Origin of the sequence: Hydrogenophaga sp. YM1 (genome assembly GCF_016903055.1) — a bacterium.
Lineage (GTDB): Bacteria > Pseudomonadota > Gammaproteobacteria > Burkholderiales > Burkholderiaceae_C > Hydrogenophaga > Hydrogenophaga borbori.
In genome coordinates, this window is the sequence record NZ_CP070223.1 from 2,435,140 (window position 1) to 2,448,808 (window position 13,669).

Here is a 13,669-nt window from a genome sequence, read left to right on the forward strand (position 1 = left end):
CGGTGTTCTCGCCAGCTTCACCTCACGCGTAGGACTTTGCGAATGACCAAACCGACATCAGGAGACTTCACCAAGACCGCCGGCTGGCTCGACTGGTTCGACGGCCCGAGCAAGCCCCGCTTCCAGCTGCCCCCGGGCAGCGTGGACGCGCATTGCCACGTGTTCGGCCCCGGCGCCGAATTCCCTTACGCGCCCGAGCGCAAGTACACGCCCTGCGACGCCAGCAAGCAGCAGCTGTTCGCCCTGCGCGACCACCTGGGCTTCTCGCGCAACGTGATCGTGCAGGCCACCTGCCACGGCGCCGACAACCGCGCCATGGCCGACGCCTGCCGCAGCAGCGGCGGCAAGGCGCGCGGCGTGGCCACGGTCAAGCGCAGCGTCACCGACCAGGAGCTGCAGGACCTGCACGCCAGCGGCGTGCGCGGCGTGCGCTTCAACTTCGTCAAGCGCCTGGTGGACTTCACGCCCAAGGACGAGCTGATGGAGATCGCCGGCCGCATCAAGGCCCTGGGCTGGCACGTGGTCATCTACTTCGAGGCCGTGGACCTGCCGGAGCTGTGGGACTTTTTCACCGCGCTGCCCACCACCGTGGTGGTGGACCACATGGGCCGCCCCGACGTGAGCAAACCCATCGACGGCCCCGAGTTCCAGCTCTTCCTGAAGTTCATGCGCGAGCATGAGAACGTCTGGAGCAAGGTGAGCTGCCCCGAGCGCCTCAGCCTGGGCGGCCCCAAGGCCCTGAACGGTGAGCAGGCCGCCTACCGCGACGTGGTGCCCTTCGCGCGCCAGGTTGTCGAGAGCTTCCCCGACCGCGTGCTGTGGGGCACCGACTGGCCGCACCCCAACCTCAAGGACCACATGCCCGACGACGGCCTGCTGGTCGATTTCATCCCGCACATCGCCACGACGGCCGAGCTGCAGAAGAAGCTGCTGGTCGACAACCCGATGCGCCTCTACTGGCCCGAGGAGGTCTGACATGGCTCTCGACAAACCCTACAAGGACGTGCCCGGCACGACCATCTTCGACGCCGAGCAGAGCCGCAAGGGCTACTGGCTCAACCAGTTCTGCATGAGCCTGATGAAGGCCGAGAACCGCGAGCGTTTCAAGAAGGACGAGCGCGCCTACCTCGACGAGTGGGCCATGACGGAAGAGCAGAAGCAGGCCGTGCTGGCGCGCGACCTCAACTGGTGCATCCGCCTGGGCGGCAACATCTACTTCCTGGCCAAGATCGGCGCCACCGACGGCAAGAGCTTCCAGCAGATGGCGGGCTCCATGACCGGCATGACCGAGGAGGAGTACCGCAACATGATGATCGGCGGCGGCCGCTCGGTCGAAGGCAACCGCCGCATCGGCGAGGACGGCGACGCGCAGGCGCACCGCCAGCCCCAGGGTTCGCAAGGGAAACATTGATATGGCACGCATCACCGCATCCGTCTACACCTCGCACGTGCCCGCCATCGGCGCGGCCATGGACCTGGGCAAGACCGGCGAGCCGTACTGGCAGCCGCTCTTCAAGGGCTACGAGTTCTCCAAGCAGTGGATGAAAGACAACAAGCCCGACGTGGTGTTCCTGGTCTACAACGACCACGCCACCGCCTTCAGCCTGGACTTCATCCCCACCTTCGCCATTGGTACGGCCGCCGAGTTCCAGCCCGCCGACGAGGGCTGGGGCCCGCGCCCGGTGCCCGTGGTCAAGGGCCACCCCGAGCTGGCCGCGCACATCGCGCAGAGCGTGATCCAGCAGGACTTCGACCTCACCATCGTCAACAAGATGGACGTGGACCACGGCCTGACCGTGCCGCTGTCGCTGATGTGCGGCCAGCCCCAGGCCTGGCCCTGCCCGGTGATCCCCTTCGCGGTGAACGTGGTGCAGTACCCCGTGCCCAGCGGCCAGCGCTGCTACAACCTGGGCAAGGCCATCCGCAAGGCGGTGGAGAGCTACGACGAAGACCTGAACGTGCACATCTGGGGCACGGGCGGCATGAGCCACCAGCTGCAGGGCCCGCGCGCCGGCCTCATCAACAAGGACTTCGACAACCGCTTCCTCGACCTGCTTGAGACCGACCCCGAGGCGGCGGCCGCGATCCCGCACATCGACTACGTGCGCGAGGCCGGCAGCGAGGGCATCGAACTCGTGATGTGGCTGATCGCGCGCGGCGCCATGGCCGACGCCGCCGGCGGGCCGCGCCCGAAGGTGGCGCACCGCTTCTTCCACGTGCCCGCGAGCAACACCGCCGTGGGCCACCTGATCCTGGAGAACCAATAAATGAGCACCAACAAGACCATCAAAGTGGCGCTGGCCGGCGCCGGCGCCTTCGGCGTCAAGCACCTGGACGGCATCAAGAACATCGCCGGTGTCGAGGTCATCTCGCTGATCGGGCGCGAGCTCGACAAGACCCAGGAAGTCGCCAGCAAGTACGGCATCGGCCACGTCACCACCGACCTGAACGAGTCGCTGGCCATCCAGGAGCTGGACGCCGTCATCCTGTGCACGCCCACGCAGATGCACGCCGAGCAGAGCCTGGCCTGCCTGAAGGCCGGCAAACACGTGCAGGTGGAGATTCCCCTGGCCGACAGCCTCAAGGGCGCGCAGGCCGTGGTGGACCTGCAGAAGCAGACCGGCCTGGTGGCCATGTGCGGCCACACCCGCCGCTTCAACCCCAGCCACCAGTTCGTGCACCAGAAGATCCAGGCCGGCGAGTTCAACATCCAGCAGATGGATGTGCAGACCTATTTCTTCCGCCGCACCAACACCAACGCGCTGGGCCAGGCCCGCAGCTGGACCGACCACCTGCTGTGGCACCACGCCGCGCACACCGTGGACCTGTTCGCCTACCAGGCCAACAGCCCCATCGTGCTGGCCCACGCGATCCAGGGCCCGATCCACCCGGTGCTGGGCATCGCCATGGACATGAGCATCCAGCTCAAGGCCGCCAACGGCGCCATCTGCACGCTCTCGCTCTCGTTCAACAACGACGGCCCGCTGGGCACCTTCTTCCGCTACATCGGCGACACGGCGACCTACATCGCGCGCTACGACGACCTGTTCAACGGCAAGGACGAGAAGATCGACGTGTCCAAGGTGGACGTGAGCATGAATGGCATCGAGCTGCAGGACCGCGAGTTCTTCGCCGCCATCCGCGAAGGCCGCGAACCCAACGCCAGCGTGGGCCGCGTCTTCGCCTGCTACCAGGTGCTGCACGACCTGGAGCAAAAGCTCAACGCCCAGGGCTGAGCCCGGCCGCTTCTGCGCAGGCCGCTAGGATCGGGGCATGCATCCCAGTGCCCTTGACAACGGCGGCCTCTTTTTCGACACCTACCTGAACGCGGGCGAGGCGCTCACGGTCCTGGACATCGGCGCCCAGGACGTGAACGGCTCGCTGCGCGCGCGGGCACCCGCCGCCTGCCGCTACATCGGCGTGGACTTCGCGCCCGGTCGCGGCGTCGACGTGGTGCTCGACGACCCCTACCGGCTGCCCTTCGCCGACCAGAGCATCGACGCCGTGGTCAGCAGCTCGTGCTTCGAACACGTCGAGATGTTCTGGCTCAGCTTCAACGAGATCCTGCGCGTGCTCAAGCCGTCGGGGCTCTTCTACCTGAACGCGCCCTCCAACGGCGACTTCCACCGCTACCCGGTGGACTGCTGGCGCTTCTATCCCGACGCCGGCGTGGCGCTGGTGCGCTGGGCCGTGCGCTCGGGGTACCGGCCGGCCTTGCTGGAGTCGTTCACGGCCTACCAGAAGCTCGACGTGTGGAGCGATTTCGTGGCCGTCTTCGTGAAGGACGAGGCCCAGGTGGCGCGCCACCCGCGGCGCATGCTCGACCGCCTGGACCGCTACATGAATGGCCGCCGCCACGGCGAGGAGGGCATCCTGTGCCCCCACGAGCACCCGGAGGACGGCGCACGCCTGCGCCGCCTGACCGGCCACCCCAAGGGCCTGGACTGAAGCGTTCGAGCCGGCCCGCCGAGGCCACAATGAGACCCGCACCGCGACCGCCCCACCACCGCCCATGCCGCACGCCGACCCTTCTGCCCGATTCGATCCGCGCACCGTGGCCCAGCTGGACGCGGCCTGGGGCGACCCCGCGAGCTGGACCGAGCACGGACTGCAGTGGACCCATCTGTCCACCGTCAAGGCCCGCATCGCCCAGGCGGTGTCGGGGGACCCGGCGGTGCACCCGCTGCAGTGGTTCTTCCAGCGGGTCGCCGCCGAGCGCCCGCTGCCGCTGCGCCGCGTGCTGGTGCTGGCCTGCGGCGAGGGCCACGTCGAACGCGAGACCGTGAGCGCCGGCTGGGCCGAGTCCGCGGTGGCGCTGGACCTGTCCAGCCGGGTGCTGGAGCGCGCGCGCGAGGCCGCCCAGGCCCAGGGCCTGGCGATCGACTACCTCCAGGCCGACATGAACCAGCTGCCCGTCGGCGCACCCGGCTTCGAGCCCGGCAGCTTCGACGCCGTGCTCGGCGTGGCCGCGGTGCACCACTGCAGCGCGATCGAGCGCCTGTACGCGGACGTGGCGACGCTGCTGCCCCCCGGGGGCTGGTTCTTTCTCGACGAGTACGTCGGCCCGGACCGCTTCCAATGGTCGCCAGGCCATGTGCGCCACCTCAATACTTTGCTGGAGCTGCTGCCGCCGCGCCTGCGCACGACGCTGGACGGCCGCCTCAAGGCCCACGCGCGCCGGCCCACGCCGCAGGAGGTGATCGCGGTGGACGCGAGCGAGGCGGTGCGTTCCTCCGAGCTGCTGCCGCTGCTGTCGGGCCATTTCGAGCGCCTGGCCTGGCGCCCCTACGGCGGTGCGTTGCTGCACGTGCTGCTGAGCGACATCGCGCAGAACTTCCTCGGCGATGCCGAGGCGCCTTACCTCGATGCCCTGCTGGAGGCCGAAGAGGAGCTCTTGCGCAGCGGCCAGCTTGACCCCTGCTTCGGCTGCGTCATCGCGCGCCGGCCGCGCTGAGCCAGCGCGCCAGCCACACCGGGTCGTTGGGGCCCAGCGCCAGCACGCGCCCGGGCTCGGCCACCACAGCTTCGGGGGGCAGGGCGGCGTAGCTCTCGCGGATGGCCTGGCGCCGCTCCGGCAGCCGCGTGGACGATGGGTCCAGGCCCGTCACCACCGTGAGGCCGGTGGGCGCCGTGGACAGGGTCACGACGCGCAGATCGGGCCGCAGGGCGCGCAGGCAGGGCACGATCTTCCAGCCGTCTCCCGTGTGAAAGCCCGTGCGCCGCTCGCGGCCCGCCGTCGCGGCCGTCAGCGGCACGGTGTCGTGCAGCAGCAGCACGGCGCCCGGCGCGGCCAGGCGTTCGGCGCCGATGAAGTCGTCCAGCACCGCGTCGAAGGCGTGGTCGCCGTCGATGAACGCGAGGTCGAAGCCCTGTGCGGCCAGCGGATCGTCCGCGCCCAGCTCGGCGAAGAACGCGGCGCTGGTGCAGGGGAACAGGCGCGTGGGCGCCTCGCAGCCGCTCAGCGGGTCGCCGCGCGGCGCGGGGTCGACGCCGGTGGCCTGGGTCCCCGGCCGCGCCAGCCTCAGGGTGTGGCCGAACTCGACGCCGATCTCCAGGTAGAGGCGCGGTTTCAGGTGGGCGTGGAACCAGGCCAGCCAGTGCCGGTAGTCGGGGCCCGGCCAGCGCTGGTGCGCCAGGGCCACGTGCACGCCGGGCAGGTTGGGCTCCTGGGCCAGCGCGTCCCACAGCACGGCATCGGCGTCGGCGCCGCGGCCTTCGGCACGCAGGCGGCGCCAGCGGCGCAGCGCCGCGGTTTCGAGCGGGTGCACAGCAGCGCTCATGGGATGGCCCTCCGCGCGGCGCACGGCAGGGCTGAACGCCTTGGGATCGGCGCGGCGGCGCTCATGCCGGCCCCTCGGGACGGCCCCGCAGCGCCTGGCGCAGGACCTGGGCGAAGCGCTCGGGCGCGTAGCGCTCGGCGCAGCGTTGCCAAGCGGCCGCCTGCTGGCGCTGCCACAGGGCGTCGTCGCGCAGCAGACGCAGGACGCCGGCGGCGAAGGCCTCGGCGTCGCGCGCGGACTGGATATCGCGGCCGGCGATCCAGCCGAGCTGGCGCACCAGCAGTGCCGAGGCCACGACCGGGATGCCCTGGGCCGCGGCCTCGATGACCTTGGCCGGCACGCCACCGGCGAAGCGCACCGGCGCGATGAAAACCCGCGCGCCGTCGTAGTGCGGCGCCAGCGCCTCTTGCGGACCCAGCAGGCGCACGTGTTCGCTGGCCAGGCGCGTCAGCCGGGGCGAGCGGTTGACGCCGACCACGGACAGCACGGGCGGCTGCGGCAGTCGCTCGCGCAGCCGCGGCATCACCTGCTCGATGAACCAGAGCAAGCCGTCCTCATTGGGCGTGTCGGGGTGCAGCGCGCCCACGAAGAGCAGGCCCTGGCGCGTGGCCGGGCCGGGCACCTCACGGCGCACCGCCATGCCGTGGCTCAGCAGGCTGACGCGGTGGCCGGCGGCGGCAAAACACGCGGCGTCGCGCTCGGAGACCACCAGCACCTCGCTGGCGCCGCGCGCCAGGGCGATCTCGCGCGCCAGGTGCGCCTGCGCGGCCGCGCGGGGCATGGGCTGGCCGCGCACCGCCGCCTCGGCGATCTCGCGCAGCGCGAACAGGGCCTCGGCGTCGTAGACCAGGCGCATGCCGGCGAAGAGTTCGGGCCGGCGCGCGCGCAGCGGCTGCAGCGCCTTCAGGTTGGGTGGGCGGCTCACCAGCAGCACGTCGTAGACGCCGCGGCGGCGTTCCAGGAAGGCCTCCAGCCGCGCCATGCCGTGGCCCAGCACCACTTCCACGCTGCTGGGCAGCGAGGCCTGGATGTCGCGCCAGTCGTCCTCGGTCTGCCAGAGCGGGAAGAAGCTCACGGGCCAGTCGCGCAGGGCCTGCAGCATGAGGCGCGCGCGCGGCAGGCCGCCGCCCTTGTGCATGTGCGGCACCTCGTTGTCGATGATGAGCACGCGCGGGCGGCGCGGATGGTCCTCGGGCGAGCGCCAGCGGTCGCCGTCCAGGCGTGGCGTGTGCGGGTGGGGCTGGCCGCGCAGCCAGTCCGCGTGGCGGGCCTGGAAGCGCGCGCGGTTCTCGCGCATGCGGCGTTCGGCTTCGTCACCGGGCGCACTGCCCCATTCCAGGTGCTCGACCAGCACGTCGGGGTCGACCACCACGCGAAAGCCCGCGCGCCACACGCGCAGGCAGAAGTCGCTGTCTTCGTAGTAGGCGGGGGCGAAGGCCTCGTCGAAGCCGCCCAGCATGCGCCACAGCGGCGCCGGCACGGCCAGGAAGACGCCGGAGACGTAGTCGGTGGCGCGGCTGCACATGGCGGCCGGGCAGAAGGGGTCTTCGCCGCGCCCCACGCCGTGGGCGCTGCCGTCGCGAAAGAGGACGTTGCCCACCTCCTGCAGCCCGCCGGCGCTGAGCACGATGCGCCCGCCCAGGGCGCCGATCGCGGGCTCGGCGTCGAGGCGGCGCACGGCGGCCCGCAGGCTGCCGGCTTGCACGATGGCGTCGTTGTTGAGGAACAGCAGGTGGCGCCCGCGCGCCAGGGCCGCGCCCTGGTTCGCGGCGCGCAGGAAGCCCAGGTTCTGTTCATTGACCACCACGCGCGCGCCCGAGACGCGCGCGAGCAGCTCGGCCGTCTCGTCGCCGGACGCGTTGTCGATGACGATGGTCTCGAAGCGCAGGCCGCGCTCATCGGCCAGCGCCTGCAGGGTGCGGCGGGTGAGTCCGGCCTGGTTGTAGAGCACGACGATGACCGACAGATCGGGCGGCGTGTCGCCATCGGCCGGCGGCAGCGCCAGCCGCGTGGGGCGGTCCAGCCAGGCGCGCAGCGCGCGGCGCGCCTGGGCGCGCTGGCGGGCCTTGGGGTCGGCGCCGAACTCGGCGGGGTCGGCGCTGTCGACCGCTTGCTGGCAGAGGGCTTCGATCTGCCGGGCCACGCGGCGACCGTCGCAGAGCGGCGAGTCCAGAAGGCGCTGGCGCAGGCTGGCGCGGTGCTGGGCCAGCGCGTCGGGGTCCTGGGCCAGGGCCGCGGCGGTGGCGACGAAGGCCTCGGGCGTGTCGGCCACCCAGTCCTGCAGGCCCAGGGCGGCCAGCAGCGAATGGCCCTGGCGGGCGCCGGCCCAGGCGCCGCTCAGCGTGAGCACGGGCACGCCCATCCAGAGCGGGTCCAGCAGGCTTAGGCCCCCGTTGCCGGGGAAGCTGTCGAGCACCAGGTCGATCCGCTGGCACCAGCGCAGCAGGTCTTCGTAGGCGCAGGGCGGGTCGAAGGCCACGCGCGTGGTCGCCACGCCGTGCGCGTCCAGAGTGCGCAACACCTGGGCGCGCTGCGGCCAATCGAGTGCGAGTTCGCCGATGAAGCGCAGGCTGGCCCCTGGCGTGGCCAGCAGGACGCGGGCCCAGGCCCGCAGGCTGGCCTCGTTGATCCGCAGGCCGCGCGCGAGCACCCCGAAGGTGGGCGCACCGGTGGCCTGCATGGGCAGAGTCAGCGGCGGGGGCGCGTGCAGCGGCGGGTCCCAGCACCACTGGCCGCCGTCCAGGCGCCACAAGGCTTCCTCGTGCAGCGCTTCGTGCGCGGGTGGCACCGAGGCGGCGTCGCACAGCAGGGCGTCGAACAGGCCGCCGGACGTGCCCCAGCAGCCCAGCCAGCCGATCTGCAGCGGCGCGGGTCGCCGCGCCAGGGCCTGAAGGACCTCGAACTGGCCTTCGAAGGGGTGCAGTCCGCCGGCGTCGATCAGCACGTCGATGCGCAGCGCGGCGCAGCGGCGCGCCAGTTCGGCCGGGTCCAGGGCCCGCTGGTGGATGTGGGCCGGCAACCCGGCCATCGGTCGGTTCGTGAAGACATGGACCTCGGCGGCCTGCGCCTCGTGGCTCGCCAGCACACGGCGCAGCAGCCGCTCGTGCCCTTGGCCCGCGAGGTAGGCGATGCGGGGCCGTGATCCGGGCCGGCGCGCGGGCGCACCGGGGGCCTGGCGGTCCAGGCCCGCGCGCAGCTTGAGCGCGCGGTAGGCGTGGCGTGAGGCCAGGGCCAGCCCCTGCGCCGTGGACCGCTCGCTGAGCGAACGCGCGTACAGCGCGGCGCTGCCGAGCCAGAGGTCGTCGGGACAGTCCGCCTCGGCCCACTGGGCCAGGCGCAGCAGCGCGCCGTGGCCGTGGCGGTGGGAGGCCTCGGCCAAGGCCTCGCGCAGCGCGGCGCGGCGGTCGCCGCGTGGCAGCAGCGCCAGCACCGGCGCCGCTTCTTCCACGCCCAAGGCGTGCAGGCGCAGCAGCGAGCGCGCCGCGTCGCTGGCGCGCTCGCGGGCACCGATGAGTTCGCGGCACAGGGCCACGGCCTGGCGGTGGTCGGTGGCGGTAGAGCGGGGGTCTTCGCTGAGCAGGCGCGCGAGCAGCAAGCGCGCCGGCGTTTCGCCGGGGCGCAAGGACTGCAGCCGCTCCACGGTCCGCCGGCCCAGCGCGAACTCGCCCGAGCGCAGACAGGCCTCGGCCAGCTCGCGCAGCGGCACCGGGTTCTGCGGGTCGAGTTCGCCGGCGTGCAGGAAAGCCAGCCGCGCCGCGCCGAAGCGCTGCGCGTCGAGCAGGATCCAGCCGAACTGGCGCAGCGTGGCGGGGTCGGCGGGCGCCAGCGCCAGGGCGGTTTCGGCGGCGGACTGGGCCTCGTCCAGGCGCCGCTGCTGGCAGCGCACCTGCGCCAGCGCGCGCCAGGCCGGCGCGAAGGCCGGGTCCTGCGCGACGGCGGCCTCGGCCTGCTGCTCGGCCGCCGCGAGGTCTTGCGCGGCCGCGAGCACGAAGGCGGCCTGCACGCGCACCGCGAGGTCTTCGGGGCGGCGGCGCAGCAGCTCGCGCACGGCGCCCGCGGCGGTGGGCAGATCGCCCTGGTCCTTGGCGAGCCAGGCGAGCTGGCGCAGCACATCGACCGCGTCGGCGCCGGCGCGGTCGGCGCGGGCCAGGCAGCGGCGCGCCAGCGCCCAGCGGCCGCGCTGCGCGTGCACTCGCGCGAGCACCTGCCAGGCGTCGGGGTGGCGCGGCTGGGCGCGCAAGGCCTGCAGCAGATGGCGGCGGGCTGCGTCCCGCTGGCCCAGATCGAGCTGCGCCTGACCCAGCAGCGCTTGCGCGGGCAGGCAATGGGGCTGGCGCGCCAGCACCTGCATCAGCAGCCACTCGGCGTCCAGCGGGCGTTGCCAGTGCAATTGAATCTGGGCCCGCCGCAGCAGCGCGTCCCAGCGGTCCATGTCGCGCTGCTGCACTTCGTTGAAGCTGGTGTCGGCGCCGCTCAGGTCGCCGGCGCGCTGTTGCAGCGCGCCCAGCAGGTGCCAGGCGGCGGCATCGTCCGGCGCGGCGTCCACCCGCTGGCGCGCCAGGGCGATGGCGCGTTCCAGGTGGCCGTGCCGGCATTCCCATTCGATCAGGGCGTCCAGCAGTTCGGGGTGGGCGGGCCAGCGCTCCAGGCCCTCGGCCAGGCACGCGGCGGCGCGCAGGGGTTGGCCGAGCGCGGCCAGGCACTGGGCGCGGTGCAGGTGCAGGCGCACCTGCTCGGGCGCGGCCCAGGCGTAGGCGGCGATGGCTTCTTCGTACAGGTCCAGCGCGGCGGCGGGATCACCGCTCTTTTGGCGCAGCCAGGCCAACTGCAGCAGCCGCCCCGGCTGGCGTTCGGCCTGCAGGGCGCGCTCGGCCCAGGCCACGGCCTCGGGCAGCTGGTCCAGGTCGTGCAGCACCCAGGCCAGCGTGAAGACGGCCTCATGCCGCGAGGGATCGAGCAGGCAGGCCATGCGCAGCGCCTCGGCGGCCCGCGCCAGCTCGCCGTGCCGCTGGTGCTGCAGGCCCTGTTGCCAGTACCGCGCGGCCTCGGCGGGGGCGTCGTCCGGTTCCTGGCCGCTCACGCCCTCAGGCCCCCGGTCGTTCGCAGACCACGGTGAACATGGGCACCTGGCGGTTCTGCGAGGGCTGGCTCTGCTCGTGCAGGATGACCCGCGCCTCGGTGAAGCCCAGCAAGCCCAGCGTGGAAACGAAGAACTGCGGCGTGAACTGCCACCAGGTGTCGACCTGCTGCACGCCGCGGTGCGGCTGCAGCTGGCACAGCGCGCGCGGGCCGAGCGACGGGTCGTACAGCTCGGTGACGATCACCGTGCGCCGCGTGCGCGCCGCCACGCTTTGCACCATGTCGAAGGGCCGGCGGCAGTGCAGCAGCACCGAGGCCATCAGGCCGATGTCGAACTCGCCGAGCTCGGCCGGCAGGGCATAGGGATCGGCCTCGATCAGGCGCACGCGCGAGCGGCGTTGCCGGTGCACGTACCAGAACGAATGGCGCACGCCTTCGATGGAGCGCGTGAAACCGTGCCGCCACCGCGGCGTGTCGAAACCCTCGTGGGGCACCACGTCCCACAGGTGCGACATGGGTGGCTCCAGGCAGGTGACCTGGGCGCCGGCGGCTTCCATGTGGAAGGACAGGTGGCCGCTGGCGGGGCCGATCTCCAGCACCGACCGGCCGTTGAAGTCCACGCCGCCCAGGTACTGCGCGGTGTTGGGCCGCAGGTCCCAGTCGCCCACCACCTCCTCGCCATCGGGCAGCGTGGTGGAGTGGTAGAAGAGGCAGTCCTCGCGGCGTGGCTGGCGGGGCGGCACCTCGCGCACGGCGGCGAGCGCGGGCGTCGGCGACGGGGCCGGGGCCGGGGGCGGCGCGGGCACTGGCTCGCGTGGCGCCACGCTCGCGGCGTGCAGCTGCAGCAGGCCCAGCAGCCGGGCCACGGTGGACGCGGTGCCCGCCACGTGCGCGGCGCCGCGGCGCAGGGCGGCCGCGCGCTGGGCTGCCGCGCCGGGGCCGTGCAGGTGGCGCAGCGCCGCCGCCCAGTCGGCCAGCGGCGCCTCCAGGTCCAGCACGGCGCCGCCGTCGCCCACCAGCTCGGGCAGCGCACCGCGCCGGCTGGCCAGCACGGGCAGGCCATTGAGCTGGGCTTCCACCACGGTGCGGCCGAAGGATTCTTCCCAGACCGAGGGCATGAGCAGCACGCGCGACTGACCGAACACCTCGCGCATGCCATCGCTGGGCCCGCGCCATTCGACGTTGCCCAGCCGCGCCGCGCGCGCCTGGCCGTGGGCGCGCCAGGCCGGGTCCAGCGGCCAGCTTTCCATCACCAGGAAGGGCAGCTCGGGGCAGGCCGCGGCCAGCTCGAACAGGCGCTCCACGCCCTTGATGGGCGTGGGGTTGACGAACAGCACCTTGTCGCCCTGGCGCTCGGCCCGGTAGCTGGGGGCCGAGACGATGGGCGGGATCACCGCGCAGTCCAGGCCGTAGAGCGCGCGCCAGCGCCGCGCCGTGAAGTCGGAGTTGGCCAGGTAGAGCAGCGAAGGGTCGGCCACCAGGTGCCCGCCGAGCTGGTGGGTTTCGACGTTGTGCAGGTAGACGGCCGTGGGCCGGCCGGTGTCCAGGCTGGCCAGCACCAGCGAACTCAGGTAGGTGCCGCTCTGCACCACGATGGCGTCGGCCTCCCAGGCGGCCGCCACCTGGGGCAGGGCCTCCAGAGGCCGCGTCGCGCGCAGCACCGGGTAGCCCAGGTGCTCGTCGCGGGTGAGCGTGTCGTCGGTGTCCGTGGCCACGGCCGGGGCCCGTCCGCACAGCACGGCGGCCTCGGCCCCCAGTTCGCGGATCGCGAGGCAGAGGTCGTGGGTGGTGGTCTGCAGCCCGCCGGTGACGTCCGGCAGGTGCGGGTAGCTGGAAACAAAAAGGACGCGCATGGCGGCGAGGGGCGGCGCTCGCGCCAGGGCGCGGTGGGCCGCCGGTCAGGGAGGAGGGCGCCGGCGGCCGGGGCTCAGGACACCTGCAGCACTTGGCTGCTGCCCAGGAGGTCTCTCAAGGTCAGGGAAGGGCTGCTGCCGGTGTTGACGTCCACGACGTTCTTCAGGCGGTCGTTGGCCAGGGTGCTGCCGGGGTTGCTGGCGCCGCCAGGGCGGTTGCCCGTGGAAAGGAGCTGGCCGGCCGGCGCTGGCGGGGGATTGGCATTGCCGGTGTTCGTCGGGCGCGACTCGAGCCGATTGAGCAGGGCGTTGAGGTCGCTCGTGGGGGGGGGCCGCGGCGTGCTCATGGAGGTGCCCGACAGGTCGACGCCAAAGCCGGGGCGGGTGACCGTCGTGGTGTCGCCGCTGTTGCTGGTCGCGCGCATCTGCTGGCCGAACAGGAAGATGCCGCTCGTGCGATCGCTGTTGGTCTCCGCCAAGGCGATCCCGCCCAGGAGTTCGAGCTTGCCGTGCGGCGTGGCGATGACGGTGGCGGTGTTCTTGCTGATCTGTCCGCCCACGACGCGCACCACGCCCTTGGCCAGGCCGAGCCGGATCTGGCCCTGGCGGGTGGCGGGGTCGAAGCGGAACTCGTCGATGGTGAGTTCGGAGTCGGGGCCCAGGGTCAGGGCCGACTGGTCGAGGAAGAGCAGGTGCAACTGGCCGTTGGCGTCGGTGCGCAGCCGCTGGCCGGGCAGCACGCTGCTGCCCACCACCATCACTTCGTTGTTCCCGGTGACGGTGCCGCCGGGCGCGACCGCGGTCACCACGCCGGTGCGGTTGGCCGATGCCGAGGGGGCCTGGGCCATGGTCGTGGGCAGCGCGGCGGTCGACAGGGCGGCGGCGAGCCACCAGTCCTTGGAAATCGGCGGGGTCATATCGGGTCCTCGGGAAACGGTCTTGAGTGGGGGCCGTGGG

The 13,669-nt window shown here is 72.6% G+C and carries 10 protein-coding genes; 6 read left to right on the plus strand and 4 right to left on the minus strand.

The features are described from left to right. Positions 1 to 42 precede the first annotated feature (42 nt). The 6 genes from JNX00_RS11375 (at position 43) to JNX00_RS11400 (ending at position 4,954) form a co-directional block, all read left to right on the plus strand. Positions 43 to 975 carry an amidohydrolase family protein gene (locus tag JNX00_RS11375; RefSeq protein WP_070398566.1) on the plus strand — a complete coding sequence of 311 codons (933 nt, stop codon included), beginning with the start codon at positions 43 to 45 and terminating at the stop codon, positions 973 to 975. A gap of 1 nt (position 976) precedes the next feature. Next, positions 977 to 1,411 carry a protocatechuate 4,5-dioxygenase subunit alpha gene (gene ligA / locus JNX00_RS11380; protein WP_070398565.1) on the plus strand — a complete coding sequence of 145 codons (435 nt, stop codon included), beginning with the start codon at positions 977 to 979 and terminating at the stop codon, positions 1,409 to 1,411. Position 1,412: 1 nt separating this feature from the next. Beyond that, the gene (locus JNX00_RS11385; RefSeq protein ID WP_070398564.1) at positions 1,413 to 2,267 is read left to right on the plus strand and encodes a class III extradiol dioxygenase subunit beta; all 855 of its coding nucleotides are present in this window, start codon (positions 1,413 to 1,415) and stop codon (positions 2,265 to 2,267) included. Beyond that, on the plus strand, positions 2,268 to 3,236 hold the full coding sequence (locus tag JNX00_RS11390; protein ID WP_070398563.1) for a Gfo/Idh/MocA family oxidoreductase: 969 nt from the start codon (positions 2,268 to 2,270) through the stop codon (positions 3,234 to 3,236). Between the two features lie 37 nt (positions 3,237 to 3,273). Then, complete coding sequence (locus JNX00_RS11395; RefSeq protein ID WP_070398562.1) at positions 3,274 to 3,948, plus strand: class I SAM-dependent methyltransferase; 675 nt, start codon at positions 3,274 to 3,276, stop codon at positions 3,946 to 3,948. 64 nt (positions 3,949 to 4,012) lie between these two features. Continuing rightward, entirely contained in the window at positions 4,013 to 4,954 is a 942-nt protein-coding gene (locus tag JNX00_RS11400; protein ID WP_070398561.1) for a class I SAM-dependent methyltransferase, read from the plus strand. On the opposite strand, the gene JNX00_RS11405 is transcribed toward JNX00_RS11400, so the two are convergent. The 4 genes from JNX00_RS11405 to JNX00_RS11420 form a co-directional block, all read right to left on the minus strand. Beyond that, the gene (locus tag JNX00_RS11405) at positions 4,932 to 5,780 is read right to left on the minus strand and encodes a class I SAM-dependent methyltransferase (RefSeq protein ID WP_204742337.1); all 849 of its coding nucleotides are present in this window, start codon (positions 5,778 to 5,780) and stop codon (positions 4,932 to 4,934) included. The genes JNX00_RS11400 and JNX00_RS11405 overlap by 23 nt on opposite strands. Positions 5,781 to 5,841: 61 nt before the next feature. Then, positions 5,842 to 10,860: a glycosyltransferase gene (locus tag JNX00_RS11410; RefSeq protein ID WP_204742338.1), complete on the minus strand. Its 5,019-nt coding sequence runs from the start codon at positions 10,858 to 10,860 to the stop codon at positions 5,842 to 5,844. Between the two features lie 4 nt (positions 10,861 to 10,864). Then, positions 10,865 to 12,712: a glycosyltransferase gene (locus JNX00_RS11415; RefSeq protein WP_204742339.1), complete on the minus strand. Its 1,848-nt coding sequence runs from the start codon at positions 12,710 to 12,712 to the stop codon at positions 10,865 to 10,867. Positions 12,713 to 12,786: 74 nt separating this feature from the next. Further along, positions 12,787 to 13,629 carry a FecR domain-containing protein gene (locus JNX00_RS11420; RefSeq protein WP_204742340.1) on the minus strand — a complete coding sequence of 281 codons (843 nt, stop codon included), beginning with the start codon at positions 13,627 to 13,629 and terminating at the stop codon, positions 12,787 to 12,789. Between the last annotated feature and the right edge of the window lie 40 nt (positions 13,630 to 13,669).

Excerpts from the sequence above, each read along its gene's own strand:
- JNX00_RS11390 (WP_070398563.1), top strand. The coding sequence starts at position 2,268 with ATGAGCACCAACAAGACCATCAAAGTGGCGCTGGCCGGCGCCGGCGCC.
- JNX00_RS11375 (WP_070398566.1), top strand. The coding sequence starts at position 43 with ATGACCAAACCGACATCAGGAGACTTCACCAAGACCGCCGGCTGGCTC.
- JNX00_RS11415 (WP_204742339.1), bottom strand. The coding sequence starts at position 12,712 with ATGCGCGTCCTTTTTGTTTCCAGCTACCCGCACCTGCCGGACGTCACC.
- JNX00_RS11385 (WP_070398564.1), top strand. The coding sequence starts at position 1,413 with ATGGCACGCATCACCGCATCCGTCTACACCTCGCACGTGCCCGCCATC.
- JNX00_RS11420 (WP_204742340.1), bottom strand. The coding sequence starts at position 13,629 with ATGACCCCGCCGATTTCCAAGGACTGGTGGCTCGCCGCCGCCCTGTCG.
- ligA (WP_070398565.1), top strand. The coding sequence starts at position 977 with ATGGCTCTCGACAAACCCTACAAGGACGTGCCCGGCACGACCATCTTC.
- JNX00_RS11400 (WP_070398561.1), top strand. The coding sequence starts at position 4,013 with ATGCCGCACGCCGACCCTTCTGCCCGATTCGATCCGCGCACCGTGGCC.
- JNX00_RS11395 (WP_070398562.1), top strand. The coding sequence starts at position 3,274 with ATGCATCCCAGTGCCCTTGACAACGGCGGCCTCTTTTTCGACACCTAC.
- JNX00_RS11405 (WP_204742337.1), bottom strand. The coding sequence starts at position 5,780 with ATGAGCGCTGCTGTGCACCCGCTCGAAACCGCGGCGCTGCGCCGCTGG.